The sequence below is a fragment of the Nitratireductor sp. OM-1 genome (assembly GCF_003296175.1).
In the GTDB taxonomy this organism is placed as follows: Bacteria; Pseudomonadota; Alphaproteobacteria; order Rhizobiales; family Rhizobiaceae; genus Nitratireductor; species Nitratireductor aquimarinus.
Genome location: NZ_CP029209.1, coordinates 355,197 through 373,676, shown reverse-complemented (window position 1 = coordinate 373,676; position 18,480 = coordinate 355,197). Strand labels below are relative to the sequence as shown.

17 protein-coding genes are annotated in these 18,480 nt (G+C 61.2%); 4 read left to right on the top strand and 13 right to left on the bottom strand.

The features are described 5' to 3' along the window. Window position 1 precedes the first annotated feature (1 nt). Entirely contained in the window at window positions 2-832 is an 831-nt protein-coding gene (gene phnE, locus DEJ54_RS20810; protein ID WP_113156677.1) for a phosphonate ABC transporter, permease protein PhnE, read from the top strand. 128 nt (window positions 833-960) lie between these two features. On the opposite strand, the gene DEJ54_RS20805 is transcribed toward phnE, so the two are convergent. Then, entirely contained in the window at window positions 961-2,208 is a 1,248-nt protein-coding gene (locus tag DEJ54_RS20805; RefSeq protein WP_236042317.1) for a TRAP transporter large permease, read from the bottom strand. On the opposite strand from DEJ54_RS20805, the gene DEJ54_RS23780 reads away from it, so the two are divergent. Beyond that, window positions 2,189-2,296: a DUF3918 family protein gene (locus DEJ54_RS23780; protein WP_162742416.1), complete on the top strand. Its 108-nt coding sequence runs from the start codon at window positions 2,189-2,191 to the stop codon at window positions 2,294-2,296. The two genes, DEJ54_RS20805 and DEJ54_RS23780, sit on opposite strands and share 20 nt — an antisense overlap. On the opposite strand, the gene DEJ54_RS20800 is transcribed toward DEJ54_RS23780, so the two are convergent. Then, window positions 2,256-2,729 (bottom strand): TRAP transporter small permease, encoded by a 474-nt coding sequence (locus tag DEJ54_RS20800; RefSeq protein WP_162742415.1) that lies wholly within the window; start codon window positions 2,727-2,729, stop codon window positions 2,256-2,258. The genes DEJ54_RS23780 and DEJ54_RS20800 overlap by 41 nt on opposite strands. A 285-nt stretch (window positions 2,730-3,014) precedes the next feature. Continuing rightward, complete coding sequence (locus DEJ54_RS20795; RefSeq protein ID WP_113156674.1) at window positions 3,015-4,073, bottom strand: TRAP transporter substrate-binding protein; 1,059 nt, start codon at window positions 4,071-4,073, stop codon at window positions 3,015-3,017. A gap of 304 nt (window positions 4,074-4,377) precedes the next feature. Between DEJ54_RS20795 and DEJ54_RS20790 the strand changes: the two genes are divergently transcribed. Together DEJ54_RS20790 and hisD are read left to right on the top strand one after the other, a co-directional pair. Then, window positions 4,378-4,923, top strand: coding sequence for a cupin domain-containing protein (locus DEJ54_RS20790; protein WP_113156673.1), 546 nt, complete (start codon window positions 4,378-4,380; stop codon window positions 4,921-4,923). A gap of 175 nt (window positions 4,924-5,098) precedes the next feature. Beyond that, a complete protein-coding gene (hisD, locus tag DEJ54_RS20785) occupies window positions 5,099-6,415 on the top strand; it encodes a histidinol dehydrogenase (protein WP_113157123.1) in 1,317 nt (438 codons plus the stop codon). A 701-nt stretch (window positions 6,416-7,116) separates the two neighbouring features. Here hisD and DEJ54_RS20780 read toward each other — a convergent pair. The 10 genes from DEJ54_RS20780 to DEJ54_RS20735 form a co-directional block, all read right to left on the bottom strand. Continuing rightward, window positions 7,117-8,697, bottom strand: coding sequence for an ABC transporter ATP-binding protein (locus DEJ54_RS20780; protein ID WP_113156672.1), 1,581 nt, complete (start codon window positions 8,695-8,697; stop codon window positions 7,117-7,119). Window positions 8,698-8,783: 86 nt separating this feature from the next. Beyond that, window positions 8,784-10,352 (bottom strand): ABC transporter substrate-binding protein, encoded by a 1,569-nt coding sequence (locus tag DEJ54_RS20775; protein ID WP_113156671.1) that lies wholly within the window; start codon window positions 10,350-10,352, stop codon window positions 8,784-8,786. 26 nt (window positions 10,353-10,378) lie between these two features. Continuing rightward, window positions 10,379-11,212 carry an ABC transporter permease gene (locus tag DEJ54_RS20770; RefSeq protein WP_113156670.1) on the bottom strand — a complete coding sequence of 278 codons (834 nt, stop codon included), beginning with the start codon at window positions 11,210-11,212 and terminating at the stop codon, window positions 10,379-10,381. Beyond that, window positions 11,212-12,135, bottom strand: coding sequence for an ABC transporter permease (locus DEJ54_RS20765; RefSeq protein WP_113156669.1), 924 nt, complete (start codon window positions 12,133-12,135; stop codon window positions 11,212-11,214). The genes DEJ54_RS20770 and DEJ54_RS20765 overlap by 1 nt, the downstream gene beginning before the upstream one ends. A gap of 70 nt (window positions 12,136-12,205) precedes the next feature. Continuing rightward, window positions 12,206-12,973, bottom strand: coding sequence for a LuxR family transcriptional regulator (locus DEJ54_RS20760; protein ID WP_245447853.1), 768 nt, complete (start codon window positions 12,971-12,973; stop codon window positions 12,206-12,208). Window positions 12,974-13,081: 108 nt separating this feature from the next. Next, window positions 13,082-13,927 carry a carbon-nitrogen hydrolase family protein gene (locus DEJ54_RS20755; protein WP_113156667.1) on the bottom strand — a complete coding sequence of 282 codons (846 nt, stop codon included), beginning with the start codon at window positions 13,925-13,927 and terminating at the stop codon, window positions 13,082-13,084. Beyond that, window positions 13,924-14,841: a proline iminopeptidase-family hydrolase gene (locus tag DEJ54_RS20750; protein WP_113156666.1), complete on the bottom strand. Its 918-nt coding sequence runs from the start codon at window positions 14,839-14,841 to the stop codon at window positions 13,924-13,926. The genes DEJ54_RS20755 and DEJ54_RS20750 overlap by 4 nt, the downstream gene beginning before the upstream one ends. A gap of 106 nt (window positions 14,842-14,947) precedes the next feature. Continuing rightward, window positions 14,948-15,583: a GntR family transcriptional regulator gene (locus DEJ54_RS20745; RefSeq protein ID WP_113156665.1), complete on the bottom strand. Its 636-nt coding sequence runs from the start codon at window positions 15,581-15,583 to the stop codon at window positions 14,948-14,950. A gap of 33 nt (window positions 15,584-15,616) precedes the next feature. Beyond that, entirely contained in the window at window positions 15,617-16,696 is a 1,080-nt protein-coding gene (locus tag DEJ54_RS20740) for an ABC transporter ATP-binding protein (RefSeq protein WP_113156664.1), read from the bottom strand. Then, window positions 16,689-18,431 (bottom strand): iron ABC transporter permease, encoded by a 1,743-nt coding sequence (locus DEJ54_RS20735; protein WP_113156663.1) that lies wholly within the window; start codon window positions 18,429-18,431, stop codon window positions 16,689-16,691. The genes DEJ54_RS20740 and DEJ54_RS20735 overlap by 8 nt, the downstream gene beginning before the upstream one ends. Window positions 18,432-18,480 lie beyond the last annotated feature (49 nt).

Here is an 18,480-nt window from a genome sequence, read left to right as displayed (position 1 = left end):
CATGACCGCTGCCCCGCACGCCGACATTGCCCGCCTCAGGCGCACCCATCCGCAACTCTTCTCCCGCCCCCTGTCCGAAAAGCTGCGCGACTGGGCCCTGTGGCTGGGCTTCTTCGCCCTGCTCGGTTTCGGTCTCTGGTGGATCGATGCCTCGCCCATGCGCCTGATTGCGGGCCTCAACAAGCTCGGCCTTCTGGTCACACTGATGATCCCCCCATGGCCCGGTGATGGTTTCTGGGAATACTGTCAGGCCATGCTCGAAACGCTGGCGATGGCCTTTCTCGGCACGCTCATTGCCGCCATCGTCGCGCTGCCGCTCGGCTTTCTCGGTGCAAAGAACATCGTGCCGAACTGGCTGTTCCACTTCAGCCTGCGCCGCTTCTTTGACGCCTTTCGCGGCATTGACGGTCTGGTCTGGGCGCTGATCTTCGTTTCCGCCGTCGGCCTCGGGCCGTTTGCCGGCGTCCTCGCCATTGCCGTGGGCGATGTGATGATCTTCAGCAAGCTCTTTGCCGAAGCCATCGAGAACACGGATCGAAAGCCCGTCGAAGGCGTTCGCGCATCGGGCGGCGGCGATGTTCACGTCATGCGTCTGGGTGTCTTCCCGCAGGTCTTCCCGGTCATGATGAGCCATGTGCTCTATTTCTTCGAGTCGAACGTCCGCTCGGCCACCATTCTGGGCATTGTCGGCGCAGGCGGCATCGGTCTGCAACTCTCCGACCGCATCCGCATCAACAACTGGCAGGAAGCCGCCTTCATCATCCTGATGATCCTGGTCACTGTGTCGGTGATCGACGCCGTATCGCGCCGGATCCGCGCGAAACTGACCTGAGACACCGCGCAAGAAAAAAGGGGCGGCTCATCACGCGCCGCCCCGAACAGGAGTTCTGCTTCTTGTTCTTTTTGTGAGGGGCGGGAATGGCAGTCGCAACCGCCATTCCATCAATCACGCCCCTCCACTCACCAGCCAAGCAGTCTGGCGAGTTCTCGCGGGAGTTCGGTCGTCAGCGCCGGCACATAGGTCAGCACCAGAAGCACAACCAGCTCCATAAGGATGAAGGGCCGGACCTGACGTATCAGGTCTTCCAGCTTCACCCGGCCCACGGCCGCACCGATGAACAGACCCGAGCCAACCGGCGGCGTGTTCAGCCCCAGCAGAAGATTGACGCAGAAGACCACGGCGAAATGCACCGGGTCCACACCGTAACCATCGGCGATCTGGGCAAAGATGGGTCCGAAAATGATGATCGCCGGGAACAGGTCGAGCACCGTGCCGATGGCCAGGAGCATCACGTTGAGCAGCAGCAGGAACACATATTTGTTCTCGGTCACAGAAGTGAAGAACTCTGCGAGATAGCGCGGCACGCCCTGCGTGGTGAGCACGTAGGACAGGATACTGCTCGTCGCCAGCAGGAGCAGCATGATGGAGCTGACCTTGGCCGAGCTGAAGAAGATTGACGGCAACTCGGCCAGCTTCAGCGTGCGGGTCACGAAGAAGCACACAACGAGCGCATAGACCGAAGCGACAGCAGCAGATTCCGTGGCCGTGAAATTGCCGCTCAGCACGCCAAGCACGATGATACCCGGCATGACCAGAACGATCAGGCTGCGCAGGGTGATCTGCACGATCTCGGCGAAGCTGTAGCGCGTGGTGCGCTTCTCGTAGCCGCGCTTGTGGCTGATCCAGTAGTTCATCACCATCAATGCAAAAGCAACGAGAATGCCCGGAACGATGCCGGCCAGGAAAAGCTGGCCGATCGATACATCGCCCCCCACCGCCATGGCGTAGATCACGAAGGTGAGGCTGGGCGGAATGATCGGCCCGATCACCGACGACGCGATGGTGATGGCCGTCGCATAGGCGCGGTCATAACCCTTTTCCGCCATGGCCGGGATGAGCACGGAACCGAGCGCTGTCGTATCGGCGGAGGCCGACCCCGTGATGCCGGCAAAAAAGACGCTGCCGGCAATGTTGGTGTGCCCCATGCCGCCGCGAAGACGGCCGACCAGCATGTCCGCGAACTCGGTCAGGGAGCGCGTCATGCCGCCGCGCAGCATGATTTCACCCGCCAGAACGAAAAGCGGAACAGACACCAGCACGTAGGATTCCATGCCGATATACATGAAGTGCGACAGCAGAACGAGGCTCTGGTCACTGGCGACCAACGCGGCAAGGCTTGCCGCGCCGATGGCGAAAGCCACCGGCATTCCGAGCAGCAGGAATACGAGGAAGCTGGCGAGAAGAATGATGAGGATCACGACGAACGCCTCCAGATCGCGATGTCTTCGGCGATAAGACGCAGGCAGACGAAGATATAGGCGGCGCAGCTGACCGGAATGGCCAGTTGCGGAACGGCGCGCGATATGCGCAGCGAGCCCGTTTTCAGGTTCCAGACAGACTCGACCTTGTCGATTGCGCCCCAGATGACCGCCGCACAGAAGATGATGATGATGACATGCATCAGGGCGCTGATCGCAGCACCCGGACGCGGCCCCAGCATGTCGACGAAAAACTGAATGCCGACATGACCGCGCTCATTGAGCACATAGGCCGCTGCCAGCATTAGACCCCAGAGCATCAGAATGACGCTGAGTTCTTCAGGCCAGGGCAAGGCGCCAACCGTGGCCCGCATGACCACCTGGAGCGCAATGACCACCATGATGGTGGCTATGCAGCCCGCGATGAAAAGCTGTATCGCGCTGTCGAATAGTGTCAGCAGACGTTTCATGGAGATGCTGCCTCTCGTTGGATTCATTCCTGTCGGGGGCCTGTCAGGAGCCTGGCGGGGAGCCTTTCGGCAGCCTCTCCGGGGCCATGTGACTGCACCCGTGGCGGTTTGAGCGCACGCCAGCGCCGGCAATCTCTTAGCCGAACTGTCCGGTTAGGCAATCGCGATGTCGGCGGGCGCAGGTTTCCCACAGCATGCGTGGCCGCCCGTTGCTGAGAAGCCGCCTCGACACGAAAAGGCTCGCGGCGCGCCTCGGCAGCGCCGCAAGCCATATTGCAAAGCTGGTTAGTTGCCGCCCAGCCGCTTCTCGATGGCGTCGACTTCGGCAAACACCTTGTCGACGATCTCTGCGCCGATGGTTTCCTTCATCCACGGAACGACGGCCGCCTGGGCCGCATCACGCAGACGGGCGCGCTCTTCTTCGCTGATCGGGCGCACGTCGACGCCGTTCTCTGCCAGGACCTCGAGCGCATCGACCCGGTTGCGGTAGCTGGCGATGCCGAACTCGGCAGCTGCGCCGATTTCCGCGCCGCGCTTCAGAACCTTGCGCTGCTCGTCGCTAAGCGACTGCCAGAAGTTCTCGTTGACCAGGTAGAAGTTGACCACGCCGATGCTGTTGTCGAGCGTAACGTTCTTGGCGACCTCGTAATATTTCTGGTCGACCATGATGCCGAGCGTGTGGCCAAGGCCGTCGATCACACCGGTGCTGATGGAGGTGTAGATCTCACCCCAGGAAACCGGCGTTGCAGCCGCACCGAGCGCTTCCCATGCCTTGATGGTGAGCTGGCTGCTCGGCAGGGTGCGCAGCTTCAGACCATCGAGGTCTTCCAGCTTGTCGATCGGGCGCGTCTTGTTGATGAAGTTGTAGAAGCCATAGGGCGATGCGGCGAGAACGCGCACGCCCATGTCTTCGGCCATCATCTCGTTCAGCTCGCCGAAGGTCTCGCTCTCGAAGAACGCCTTCATCACGAACTCGTCAGGGAAGAGGTAAGGTGTGAACCACGCCAGCATCGGCTCATATGCGCCGGTCAGCGTCTCGTCACCCTGCACCATCTTGTTGATGCCGAGCTTCGCGCCTTCGAGCAGTTTCTCCGTGTCGCCAAGCTGGCCGGAGTGAAACAGCTCGACAGCGATATCACCGCCGGAAGCAGCCTCGACATACTGTGCGAAAGCCTGCCAGCCCTGCGAGTTCGCGCCGGTGGGCGATTCAATGGTGCCGATCTGAAGCGACACGGACTGTGCAGCGGCTGCAACGGTGAACGCCGTGGACAGAAGGAACGCCTGTGCGCCCTTCGCCAGCATGCGCGCCGGGACGGAGCTGCGGATTTTTGTTGCGAAAGTCATGATCGATAATGCTCCCAGTTTTCGATTTTCCAAACGCGCTCGCGCCAGCGCTCCGAGAGCGCTGAAACACGACTGTCCTGTGATGCTGCTGATCTGCTAAAGCCGAATTCGTGTAGACTGCCGCGAAACGAGACCGCCCCTCCACAGGCCCACTGGACATCAAGCAACAACTAGCAGTTCGCCGGGGTCAGCGACAGGCGATCGGCAGGGGCGTCTAGAATACTCAACACCGGTCTGAGCGGGTAGCAGACCGGTACGCATCGGGCGCATCTTTCGCGGCCGAAACAATGGATGGAGACAGAACGTGGCCAAGATCGGACACAAGATCAGCGACCTCAGGCGGCGGCGTCAGTTGACCGTGCGTGAATTGTCGGCGCGCTCAGGCGTCTCCCACTCGACGATCTCGCTCATCGAGCGCGAGAAGGTCAGCCCCTCCCTGAACACGCTGCAGGCGATCCTCGATGCGCTGGGCAGCACGCTGGTCGGCTTCCTCAGCGATGTCCACCTCGGCAGCCACAGCCCCTTCTACAAAGCCCAGGATCTGGTCGAAATCGGCAATGTACGCGGCATTTCGTACAGGCTCATCGGCATCAACCATCCGAACCGGGCGCTCCAGTTCCTCAAGGAGACCTATAAGGTCGGCGCTGACACGGGCGGTGACCTTTCCCACGAGGGACAGGAAGCCGGCTATGTGATCTCGGGGCAGATCGAAGTTACGGCCGGCGACAAGAAGCGCGTGCTCGGCCCCGGCGACGCCTATTATTTCGACAGCCGCGAGAAGCACCGTTTTCGCAATGTCGGCGATGAGCCGGCTGAGATCGTCAGCGCCATCACCCCTCCGACCTATTGATCTTCTGCGACAGTTGGACTGAAAACCGAACTGTTTCAGCAGCAGAGAAACTCTGGAAAACCGGCGTTTCGCGCTCATTTTGGTGCAAATATCGACCATGTGATTGAGATAATTGACACTGCGTTTGGGCGAGATTTAAGGAGGCTTGGGTTTATCCATCCGAATGAGGTTCTTCATGACCATCGACGCCGAGCGCGCGACGCCAGTTCCGGGCGCCGCCTATTTTCGCAAGCCCCAGGAAAGCATTCTGGCTGACAACGATGCCATTGAAGGCACCGTTAAACAGATTCTCGCCGACGTACGCCGCGATGGCGATGCAGCGGTAAGAGCCTACAGCGCCAAATTCGACAATGTCGAACTGGACGCCATCGAGGTATCGCAGGAGCAGATCCGCGCCGCCCTCGACAATCTCGACCCGGCCATGCGCGAAGACACGCTGTTCGCCATCGAGCAGGTGCGCAATTTTGCCGAGAAGCAGCTGGCAACCATGCTGCCGCTCGAAGTCGAGACGCTGCCGGGCCTGACGCTCGGCCACCGCGTCATCCCGATCGAGCGCATCGGCGCTTACGTGCCGGGCGGCCGCTATCCGCTCATGTCCGCACCGATCATGACCATCGTTCCGGCCAAGGTCGCCGGTTGCGACGAGGTGATCGCCTGCCTGCCGCCGAGCGCCCATGAAGCCATGATCGCCGGCTGCCACCTTTCGGGCGCAGACCGCATCTTCCTCATCGGCGGTGCCCAGGCCATCGCCGCCATGGCTTACGGCACCGAAAGCGTTCCGCGCGTCGACAAGATCGTCGGCCCGGGCAACGCCTATGTGAACGAAGCCAAGCGCCAGGTCTTCGGACCGGTCGGCATCGACCAGCTCGCCGGCCCGAGCGAAGTGTTCGTCATCGCCGACGATACCGCAGCTGCCGACATGGTGGCGATCGACCTTCTGGCGCAGGCCGAGCACGATGTGCGCGCCCGCGTCGGCCTCATCACCACCAGCCCTGCGCTGGCAGAGGCCGTGGAAGCCGAGGTTGCCCGCCTTCTCGAAGAACTCGAGACCAGCGCGGTTGCAGCCGAATCCTGGCAGCGTTTCGGCGAGATCGTCCTGTGCGACGATGTCGACGCCATGATCGCCTATTCCGATCTGGTCGCTCCCGAGCATCTTGAGGTCATCACTGCCGATTCCGACGCTGTCGCAGCAAAGCTGCGCAATTACGGCTCGCTGTTCATCGGCGCGAACGCCTCGGTTGTCTACTCGGACAAATGCTGCGGCACCAACCACACGCTGCCGACGGCCGGCGCCGGTCGTTACTCCGGTGGTCTATGGGTCGGCGCGTTCGTCAAGGTGTGCACGCATCAGCGCCTGACCACCGAAGCCGTAGCAGAAGTCGCGCCGCATGCGGTTCGCCAGAGCCTCTATGAAGGCATGGAAGCCCACGCCCGCGCCGCCGACTATCGCCTCGTGGCCGCTGGCCTCGGATCGAAGATCACGAAGAACTGACGCAAAGCGTCACCCCGCACATGAACCCCCGGCGGCGAAATCTCGCGTCGCCGGGTTTTTTTGGGTATCTAGTGGTTGGATTTACCTGTCACCAGTTTGGTGTATTCCCACACGATGTGCGGGCCAAGGCAGGGTCGCAACAAAGGCCTGCAATCCGGCTTTCTGGACATCTGCTTTCAACGGACACAGTTTCCCAACTTCGTTCAGGAACCTTCACTTAGTGCACTGGTTCCGCACTAATACACAAGGGCACGCTCCAATGAGCTTCAGGAAGAGCGCCTAGATCAAGCAAATTTCTACGCCGATCTCATCCTGCAGCTTTGACAGTCGTATAGACTGGCAGCGAAGAGCAGGCTGCCTCAAGAAAGCCACCGCACTAAAGCCATCTGCTCCAGTCCCGAATTGCCTTCTTGAGCGTTTCTGTCGGGCGACTTGTGAAGGCACTGTTGGGATAACGGAGATAGAGCGGCAGGCCCGGCATCGCATTGCCGGAGTGGACCATCGAGCATGTGATTGAGATTCAGGCGATGACCCGCTCACGAAGTGAAACGCCCAATTCCAATACGCGCGACATTCTTGGCCGCCCTGCACGGCCCCTGACGGACCTACCTGCGCGAACTGCTCAGCGCAGTTGCAAGGGCATGTGCCATCGCCGAGACGCAAACACTGCGAGCTTGGGCTAAACCAAGGGCTTCTCGAACCTAGCCGTCCCCTCCCGGGATCGCCTTCAACAGCGACTGCGTGTAGGGGTGCCGGGAATGGGTGAACAACTCACGCGGTTCTGCTTCCTCGATAATGCGGCCCCGCTGCATGACGCAGATCCGGTCGCAGAGTGAACTGGCAATACGCAGATCATGGGTGATGAACAGCATCGCGAAGCCAAACCGCTCCTGCATCTCGCCCAGAAGCTCCAGAACCTGAGCCTGCATGGTGACATCAAGCGCAGAAAGCGCTTCATCGGCGATCAGCAGATCCGGACGCAGTGCAAGCGCACGCGCAATGCAGATGCGCTGACGCTGCCCGCCGGAAAACTCGTGGGGAAACCGCTCCAGCGCCGATGGCTGCAGCCCCACCGCCAGGATCAGCTCACGCACGCGCTCCTCGGCTTCCTGCCGAGACAGGCCGTAGGCCATCGGCCCTTCGGTCAAGGCAGAGCCGATTTTTTGCCGGGGGTCGAGAGCGGAATACGGGTCCTGAAACACCATCTGGATATGCCGGCGCAGGGCGCGCAGGGGTGCACCATCCTTGCTTATCAAGTCTTCGCCATTGAGCCTGATGCTGCCGCCATCAACCGTGCCGAGACGGATGATGGAGCGCGCAAGCGTCGATTTGCCGGAGCCGGACTCTCCCACCAGCCCGATTGTCTCGCCGGGGCGGATGGAAAGCGACACATCGTCGAGCGCAGGGATCTCACGCTCGGGCCACCGCTTCTGCAGGTGCTCCGCCACGAGGAAGGGAGGATTGCCGTGCGGCGTAACCTCACGGGGATCAAGCTTCGGAACCGCAGCTAGCAGAGCACGGGTATAGGGATGCTCCGGCGCTTTCATGATGCGCTCCTTCGCGCCTTCTTCGACAAGGCGGCCTGATTGCATCACGGCAACGCGGTCAGCAATTTCCTCAACCACACCGAAATCGTGGGTGATGAACACAACCGCTGTGCCATGCCGCGCGCGCAGCCCCCTGATCAGGTCCAGTATCTGCGCCTGCGTGGTCACGTCGAGCGCGGTGGTCGGTTCATCGGCGATCAGCACCGCAGGCTCCAGCGCCAGCGCCATAGCGATCATCACGCGCTGGCACTGCCCGCCGGAAAGCTGGTGCGGATAGCGCTGATAGATCACATCCGGTTCCGGCAGCAGCACTTCGGAGAAGAGTTCGAGCACGCGCTTGCGAATCTCCGCCTTCGGCATGTCGGTGTGCAAACGGAAGACTTCGGCCACTTGCTCACCCACCCGGTAAAACGGGTTAAGCGAGGCAATGGGCTCCTGAAACACCATGGCGATGCGGCGGCCCGCGAGATCCCGCCGCGCCTTCGGCGACATTGCAAGAAGGTCCTGCCCTTCAAACAGTATCTCTCCGCCTTCCACCGAAAGCCCGCGTGAGAGGAGCCCCATAATGGCCAGCGACATCACCGATTTTCCCGAGCCGGACTCCCCCACGATGCAGAGGATTTCGCCCGCCGCAACGGAGAAGGAAACATCGGAAACGGCATGCGTGCGATCTGCGACGCCGGGCAGCTGGATCGACAGTTTCTGGACGGAAAGCAGGGCGGAGGATCTGGCCATGATGGTTCCTCAAATACCGGTCGAATGCACGGACGTGCGGTGGCCCGGGCTCTGCGTCATGGGGCGAGCCCGGGCGAATGGTCGTGTCAAAGCGTCAGATAACCGCCATGCAGCCGCATTTCGAACTCGGGCACCGGCACGAAGGAGATGCCATCGCGAACAGCCCAGTTGGCAAGCGACTTCCACATATATTGCCCCGGCGTCACGCGCTGCCACTCGTCGGACAGTTCAAGGAACAGCGCCTTGCGTTCATCTGGATCGGTCGACTTGGCATAGGCGGCGCCGATCTCGACGAAGCGTTCCGTCGGATCCCATGTCTTCCACGAAGCCGACGAGATGACCCCGGTCGGGCTCCAGTCGAGCCACAGCGGCTGATAGGGATCGCCGGGAATGAAGCTGGTTCCACCGGAAACCGCGAGCATGTGGAACGGCCGCTCATAGGCCAGCTGGAAATTGTCCAGGAACTGCGCCTCGACATTGATCCCGGCCTCCCGCCACATCTCCACCATGATCTCGGCTGCGGCGTCGTAGTTCGTCCAGAATCCTCGGGTGATATGCCAGATGAGCTTTTCGCCCTTGTAACCGGACTTCGCGACCAGCGCCCGCGCCGCCTCCAGATCGTATGGCAGGCGGGGCTTTGCGGCCGCATCGTAGAACTTGCCATATTCAGGAAAGTTGAAGGGGACCGACGGGAAGAAGGTGTTCCCGCCGAACAGAGCCTGCACGATGGCGTCCATGTCGATTGCCTGGATCATCGCATAGCGCAGATCCTGATTCTGAAGCGGGTTCCCTTCCGGATCGTTCCGCGTGTTGAACAGCACCGCAGTGTAGTTGTTCACCTGCTTGCGGATCAGGTTAGCGCCTTCCATCGTCTCGATCTGGTTTTCCTGATCGATCGGGATCGATGCGATGATGTCGAATTCGCCCGTCGCCAGTCCGGCCAGCCGGCCCGCATATTCCGGCACGAGAAGAAAGTTCAGTCGCTCCACCGGGGGTGCACCGTCCCAGTGATCCGCGAAGGCTTCCAGCCTGGCTGCTTCATTGCCGCGATAACGCGTCACTTGGTAGGGACCGGTCCCAACCGGCGCCTGCCCGAAACCATCGACACCCTTTTCCAGATAATAGGCTTTGGGAACCACATAGCCGATGAAGCCCGAGAGCTTGCCGGGAATGTTGATGTCCTCATCCGCAGTTTCGATCTCGACCGTCAGCGGCCCGGTCGCCTCGACCCGCACAAAGCCGGCGGTGTAGGTGCGACCGCGCGGTTCATAGGGTTCCTCGCCCCAGAGCCGTTCGGCGGAGAGGGTGAACGCGACGTCCTCGGCGGTCATCGTCTCGCCATTGTGGAATTTCACGCCGTCGCGCAGCGTGATTGTCCAGACCTTCCCGTTTCGCTCCCAGCCGGTTGCAAGGCGCGGGATCAGCGTCTGGCCCGAAGGATCGTTGAGATAATCGATCTCAACGAGCCGGTCATAGATGTTGGGAAAGATGCGGATCGAAGCATTCGATATGCCGTTGATCGGCGCAATGTTCTGCCAGAGCGCCTCCACCGCGACGTTCAGTTCCTTTGTGTTCGCCGCCAGAACGAGGCCTGGCATCATACCAGCCGCCAGACCTGTGCTCATCATCAGCTTGCCGAATTCACGTCTGTTCATGTCGGTTCTCCCATTGGTTTTTATTGTCAGCGCAGGCGCTGCAACGCCGGATCGAGCCGGTCGCGCAGCCAGTCTCCGAGCACGCACATCGCCAGAGAAATGAGGAAAATCGTCAGGCCCGGCAGCACCGATATCCACCAGGAGGTCGACAGGTAGTCCCGCCCGTCTCCCATGATCTGGCCAAGGCTCGTCATGGGTGGCTGGATGCCGAGACCAAGAAAGCTGAGGGCGCTCTCAAGCAGGATGATCTGCGGAAAGTTCAGCGTGAGCTGGACGATCAGAATGCCGGCCACATTGGGCAGCACGTGCCGAAGGTAGAGGGCAACTGGCGGCACGCCGAGTGTGCGGACAGCTTCCGCCCAGGGCTGGCTCTTGGCCGACAGAACCACGCCGCGTGAAAGGCGGGCATAAGAATCCCAGCCAAACATCGCCATGAGCAGGATCAGCAGTCCGAAGGAATTGCCGAAGAATGCGAGCAGCGTAAGGGCGATCAGTATGAATGGCAGGGATGCCTGAATGTCCACGACCATCATGATCGTCTCTTCCACCCAGCCCCTGAAATGCGCTGCAACAAAGCCGAGCGTGCAGCCAAACACGGCTCCCAGAACCGACCCGAGAAGCGCAATCAGAAGAGATATGCGCAGCCCTTCGGCCATGCGCGCGAGCAGATCGCGTCCAAGCCGGTCGGTGCCCAGCGGAAAATCGAAACTGCCTCCGAAAAACACTGGCGGGCGCATGCGTGCGAGCAGGTTCTGCTGGCTTGCGGTGTGGTCTGACAGCCAGCCGCCGAACAGCGCGAAGAGGAGTGCACAGGCGAGCGTCGCGATAGAGAGCCAGGCAATCGTTGGGATATGGCGCATCATTTGCTCACCCGAATTCGCGGATCGATCAATGAATAGGTGAGATCGGCAAGCAGATTTGCGAGGACCATGAAGGTGGCCATCATCAGGACCAGCCCCTGCACCACCGCCAGATCACGCGAAGCAACGGTCTGCACCAGAAGGCGTCCGATGCCAGGCCAGCCGAACACCGCCTCCACGACGACCGTACCACCCACCAGAGCACCCAGATTCAGGCCAAGAATGGTGACAATCGGGATCGCGGCATTGGGCAGCGCATGGCGCAGCACGCCATAGAGGAAGGGAGCGCCCTTTGCCCGGATCGTGCGCATATACGGCCGCTCCAGCACTTCCAGCATGGCCGAACGGGTGAACCGCGCAAGCGTTCCCGCCACATAGAAACCCAATGTCAGACCAGGCATGATGAGATGAAGCGCACTGCCCGCCCCCGCGCTTGGCAGCCAGCGCAGATGGAACGAGAAAAGCAGGATCAGGAGGATGCCGAGAAAGTAGTTTGGCAGCGCAAAGCCCACCACCGCAAAGGTCATGACGCCCCGGTCAAGCAGGCTGTCACGCTTCAGCGCGGCAAGAATGCCTGCGGGAATACCAATTGCCAGAGCCCAGAGATAGGCCACCGCACCGAGCTGAAGCGTGTTAGGAAGACGTTCCGCAATGATCGCCGTAACGGCGCGTCCGTCCTGATAGGAATGCCCGAAATCCCCGGAAAAGAGGTTCAGCATATAGGCGAGGTACTGTTCGAAAAGCGAACGGTCGAGGTTCCATTTCTGGCGAAACTGCTCGATCTCGGCCGGCAGCGCGTCCGGGCTGAGCAGGGCGACCACCGGATCTCCGGAGGTGCGCAAAACGACGAATGTGAACGTGACCACCGCCCATAGCGTGATCAGCGTCCGAAAAAGCCGCTTTAGCCAAAAGCGTCGTCCCAAGGTTTCCCTCCTCTTCCTTCTCCGGAAGAAAACCTAGAAAGGGAGCGGGATGCGGCCTAGCTGGAAGAACTTACAGGTTGGGTCGGCAGGAGGGCGCGGGATCAAGCAGGCCGTAATGGGCCGCGCGCGCCAGTGTCTGGGCGCGGTTGCGGGCGCCCAGCTTTTTCATTGCCGACTGCATGTGCATGATCACGGTCGAGAGCGAACGATCCAGCGCATGGGCGACCTGCTTGTCGGGTCTGCCTTCCGCGCAAAGGCGCAGGCATTCCATTTCGCGCGGGGTCAGGCGCACGGCAGTGGTCATCATGGCTTCATTGCTGATCGAAGCCATGATCTCATCCTGCAACTCATGCGCCATCAGGACGAACGCAGCGGCCAGCTCATTGTCGAGACGCCGCTCCGGCGGGCGCTCGTTCCAGATCCCGGTCACCGTCGCAAGACCACGCGTACCGCCTCGCACAGCCACGGTTATGCCGCGCGCCAGTTTGCGATCGCGCAGGAAGTTCGCAACCTCCACAGGGATGTTCTTCCGGTCGCTCAGTTCCGAAGATTCATCGCAATGGTACGACCAGTAGACCGGGCGCGACCGACCCAGCGCAATCTTCTGCACCGGGTCTAGCTGATATAGCCCGTCATCACACCAAAGGCTCACCATCTCGCCTGGAACATTTCGGGAGGCAAGGAGGGTGGGCGTGATCAATTCGCCCTCCGGCGTGAACGGCACCGGAGAAAAGTCGTAGATCAGCGCCTGCATTCCGAACTTCGCCACCGAGCGGGCAGCCCGGTCGAGCTTTCCGTCCAATTCAGCATTGGATAGCGTTTTCGGCTTTGTGCTCATCACCTGCATCTATTCGGTTCTGCCGGACATCCCCTGGCCCGCCTCCGTATACGCTAGGCGCTGACTTTTCTGGTGGCAAGCCCGACGACTGGACTTGCCACGTGCATTTCACGCCTGTGCCACGACAATGCGGGGCGTTCCGATCTCACGACGCTGAAGGCGCGTCGGCAACCGATGGCGCGTCGTTTCAATCACTGCGCTGTCGATGTCAGCCATGATGACACACGGATCGTCGCCCGCCGCAGCGATGACTTCGCCGAATGGCGAGATGATCCGCGATTGCCCGTAAACCCGCACGCCTTCCCGCTCACCACACTGCGCTGCGGCAATCACATAGGAGCCGGTCTCGATCGCGCGGGCCTTCAGGAGTGGCTCCCAGTGCAGCGGACCCGTTGCCGTGGAGAAGGAGGCCGGGATCATCATCACATTCGCGCCCGCACCGGCCAGCGCATCGAACAGATAGGAAAAGCGGATGTCGTAGCAGATCGACAGGCCGAGCCGAAGATCGCCCATGTCGAAAACCACGGCTCCACCCTCTCCCGGAGCAACCGCTGCGGATTCCTGAAAATCGGCTGCGCCACCCAGCTTCACATCGAATGTGTGCAGCTTGTCATAGGTCGCCGCAACATCGCCCGATGGCGCGATGACGTAGGTGCGGTTCCAGACGCGTTGCCCGCTCTCATGGCGCACCAGAAGCGAGCCGGCGTGGATCCATAGTCCAAGCTCGGCGGCCAGACTGCGGCAGAGCGCCAGCGTCGTGTCCTCATTCTCCGGCAGGCAGACCGTCGGATAACGCAGATTGTCGCGCAGAAGAATATTGGCCGCCTCCGGCAGGCTGACGAAGGCTGCCCCCTCGCCGACCGCCTGGCGAACCATCTCTTCAATCTGCGCGTTGTTGGCCTTCACATCACCAGTCGTGTTCAACTGGATCGCGGCAACGCGAAGCTTGGTCATCGGAACTCTCCCTTTGAATCCAGTCGCGCCAGAAAATCAGCGACAACCGCCATGTAAGCGCCTTGCTCTTCCACATGCGGCATGTGGCTCGACTCCTCGAATACCTCCCAGACAGCTCCCGGAATACGGTCGGCGAACTCGCGCACGGTTCGCGGCGTCGCCTCGTCATAAGCTCCCGAGATAACCAGTGTCGGCGCCTGCACCCGATGCAGGCGTTCCACGACCGTCCAATCCTTCAGCGTGCCGACCACATGAAACTCCGTCGGGCCGTTCATCGTGTGGTAGACGGTCGGGTCACGGTCGATCCAGTCGAAGGTGCGCTTCACGAAATCCGGCATGGGCTGCAAACGGCAGACATGACGCTCGTAGAAAACCTGCGATGCCGCCTGATAGTCGGGATGATCATAGCTGCCGTCCGCCTCATGGCGGGCCAGCGCATCCTGCGTCTCCTGCGGCAGCTTCGTGCGCAGCTCCAGACAGCCTTCCACCCATGCTTTCATGGAGCTGGGGGAATTGGCGATGATGAGACCGTTCAACCCCTCCGGCTGGCGCACGGCATGTTCTGACCCGAGCATGCCGCCCCAGGACTGACCCAGAAGATTGTAGCGCTGACGAATGCCCAGATGGTCGAGCAGATTGTCGAGCTCTTCAAGAAACAGGTCGACTGTCCAGAAATCGGGACGGGCCTCTTCCAGATGCGTCGAACGCCCATTGCCGAGCTGATCGTAAAAGACGACAGCACGCCCCGTGGCCGCGATATCCGAAATGCTCTCAAGGTAATCATGCGTGCAGCCCGGACCGCCATGAACAACCACGAGCGGCGTCTTTCCCGATTTCAGGTCTCCGATGACCCGATACCAGGTCTTGTACTCTCGGAAGGACGCAAAATCTTCAACCACATCGTCTGCAGGCATGTGAAAACTCCTTTGGGATTTTAGCTGAGCCTTCACCGCGAGCCGCAGCGACGCAATCTGTAATAAATAGCAGGAGAGAGAGAAAAACGGGCGCGGGCCTGCGCCGTCAGCGCTGGTCCAAAGAGCCCTCGCGCCAACGCGTCAGATGGCGGATGATGACCTCTGCCATGCGCTCACGGTCATGCGTTTTCAGCGCCTCAACCATCTCCAGATGGTCGAGACTGCTGGACCTCGCCTTTGTCGGCATTGCCCACTGGTTCCACTCACCAGGCAGATTGCGCTCGCGCAGTTCATGGATGAGATCGATCAGGGTGCGATTGCCACAGCAATCGTAGAAGGCGTGGTGAAAGGCGTGGTTCAGCTTCTGTGCTTCAGGATAGGGAACAGCCTCGAGCGCATCATCGAAGGCGAGCGCGGCGGCTTCTATCTTCGCCACGTCATCCTCGCTCGCCTGCTCGATCACCAGCAGCGCTGCCGGCACCTCCAGCATCAGGCGCGTATCCGTCAGTTCATCGCGCTGCTTGCGGTCGGTTTCCACCACGCGATAACCGCGATTGGGCACATGGCTGACCATGTGGCCGGACGCAAGCTGGGCGAGCGCCTGACGCACGTCAAACCGCCCTACCCCGTAGCGTTCTTCAAGATCGACGAGCCGCAGCCATTCGCCCGGCCGATAGAAACCAGCCGCAATATCGGCGCGCAGGCGCTCGCTCAGCCCGTTTCTGATCTCCCTTTTGCTCATCGCTGCCTTCCCCAAACCTTCCGAGGGTTCCCACTACTCTGCTGAAAAAACAAGGGCATCGCCCTCGGCAATGTGTATTTTCCCCGCCCTTTCAGGCTGCGGTACATCCACAAGCATCCGAATTTCCTGCCCCGCCAGGGTCAGCTTCTGCTCGTAGTGATTGCCCAGATAGCTGGCGGTGGTGAAGCCGGCATCCAGAGTGTTCGCGCCGCTCTTCTCGGCAATGCGCATGCGCTCGCCACGCACTGCCAGCTTGGCTTTCGTCCCGGTGGCCATCGGTACGGCGCTATGGCCGTCCAGCTGCTGGCCATCCGCCAGACGAAGGCGCGTAACGATCGTATCGCCCCTGCGCGCACTTTGCTCAACGATGCCTTCGATAAGATTGGCGCTGCCGATGAACGTGGCCGCAAAGGGATGCTGCGGCCGCTCATAGATTTCCTGCGGCGTTCCGAGCTGGACGATCTTGCCCGCACGCATGACGGCGATGCGGTCACTCATCGCCAGCGCTTCTTCCTGATCGTGTGTCACATAGATGGCGGTCAGACCGAGCTCGCGCTGAATTTCCTTCAGCCAAACCCGCGCACTCTGGCGCAGCTGCGCATCGAGGTTGGAGAGCGGTTCGTCAAGCAGCAGGAGCGGCGGGCGGAACACCACCGCACGCGCCAGCGCAACACGCTGCTGCTGGCCTCCCGACAATTCACCCGGATAGCGCTTGCCGAAACCCGAAAGCCCGACGAGTTCCAGCGCCTCGTCGACGCGTCGCGCACGCTCTGCCCGGCTCACCTTGCGCAACTCCAGAGGCATGGAAACATTGCGCTCCACCGTGAGGTGCGGCCACAGCGCATAGGACTGGAACACCACCCCGAAGCCGCGTTTCTCAGGCGGCGCAAACTGGCCGGTGGCCTCATCGAAAAGCACATGGTCGCCAAAGCGGATGGCACCGGATGTCGGCCGGTCGAGACCGGCAATCGCTGCAAGTGTCGTCGATTTTCCGCAGCCGCTCGGCCCGAGAAGCGTGAGGAACTCACCCTGCTCCACCGTCAGCGAAATGTCGTTTACGGCGTGAACGTCGCCATAGCTCTTTGTGAGATTTTCCAGAACGAGCTTATTCATAGAGCTTAACTCCAAACACGAGACGGGCAGCGATCAGAAGGATCGCGATCATGGCGATCTGCAGGGTTGCGAAGGCGGCGGTCACGCCGGCTGCTCCGTTCTCCCAGAGGCCGAGCATGGTCACACCCATGATTTCCAGCCCCGGCGCCATGAGGAAAATGGCGACGACATAAGATTTCAGGTGCACGACGAAGAGCAGAATGAAACAGCCAAGCAGGGCCGGTTTCATCAGCGGAAGCAGAATGCGCCGCATGCTGGTTATCCAGTCTGCGCCCACCGTGCGCGCCGCCTTGTCGAGATCTGCGCCGATCTGCACCACCGAAGGCTGCACTGCGCCGAGACCCAGCGGAATGGTCGCCATCACATAGGCAACAACGAGGATCCAGATGCTGTCACGCAACCATCCGAAGGGCGCAAAGACGATCGCGGCATAGAAGACGCCCAGACCCGTGATCAGGCCCGGCACCATGCGCGGCGAATAGGCCAGTGCTTCCAGCGTGCGTCGGAACGGAAAGCTCGACCGCTGGATGACGAGGGCAATCAGCGCAGTGAGAAGCGTGCCGAGACCGGCCGCTGCCACCGAGATGATCAGCGTGTTCCAGAGTGCGCGCATGTAGGCGTCCGTCTGGAAGACGTCCTTGAAGTTCTGCAGCGTCAGCACCTGCCAGACCGGAATGAGCGGCGTAAGGTAGCTGGTGAAGGCGCGCAGGACCAGCCCCAGGATCGGCACGAGAACAACGAACACAATATAAATAGCGGCGAGCGTGAAAAGCGGCCATTTGAGCGCGCCAAGCTGCAGCGGCGCGGGCCGTGTGCCCTTCCCCTTCACCGTCTCATAACGATGCCCGTTGGACAGAAGCAGTCGCTGTAGCATCAGCGTTGCGCCGACCAGAACCACCAGAACCAGAGCCGAGGCGGCCACCATGCCATGCTGCGGATTGGAAGCCCCGATCCCCTCCAGATAGAGATAGGATGACAGCGTGTCGATGCGCGCCGGCCTGCCGAGAAACAGCGGGATCGAGAGCATTTCCACGGCGATCACGATGTTGAGCGCGCTTGAGGTAACGATGGCCGGCAACATCAGCGGCAGCGTCACACGCCGCATCACGGTCAGCGGTCCTGCACCACAGGTCCGGGCCGCACTCTCCAGCGTCGGGTCAATGGAGCGCGCCACGCCGTAAAGGCAATAAAGATAAGCCAGCGGAGCCTGCGAGACACCGGCAACGATGGCCATCCCCGGAATGGAATAGAGGTTCCACGGCGCGTCACCGAACATCCGCGCGAAAGCCTGCGTCAGAAAACCGGAGGGGCCATAGACGATGAGCCAGCCGACCACCATGATCAGATGCGAGAGATAGAGCGGCCACATCATCATGTCGCCCATCACGCGGCGACCGGGCATGTCCGTGCGTCCGAAGAGAAGGGCCGCTGCCACGCCGAGCACCTGCGCGATGACGGTCGTCAGGCCCGCGAAGGCCAGTGTCGTCAGCGCGATCTCGCCAATGGCCTCATTGCCGAGAAGCCGGCCGATATTCGCGAAGGTAAAATGCCAGTCACGCTCATAGAGAGGGCCGGCGACGAACACCTGCAACAGGATCGGCAGCGCCGGCGCGAGCACCAGAACCGCCGTAATGATGAAGATCAGCCATTGCACCATGCGCGAACGGCTGAGAGGCAGGAATGCCGGGCCGACGCGCGGAGACGCGAGCGCGGTATCGGCGGATTGCGTGGTCATGAGCTGGCTACTCCTTCATCATGTGGCGGCCGGCTTCTTCGCGGCCGGC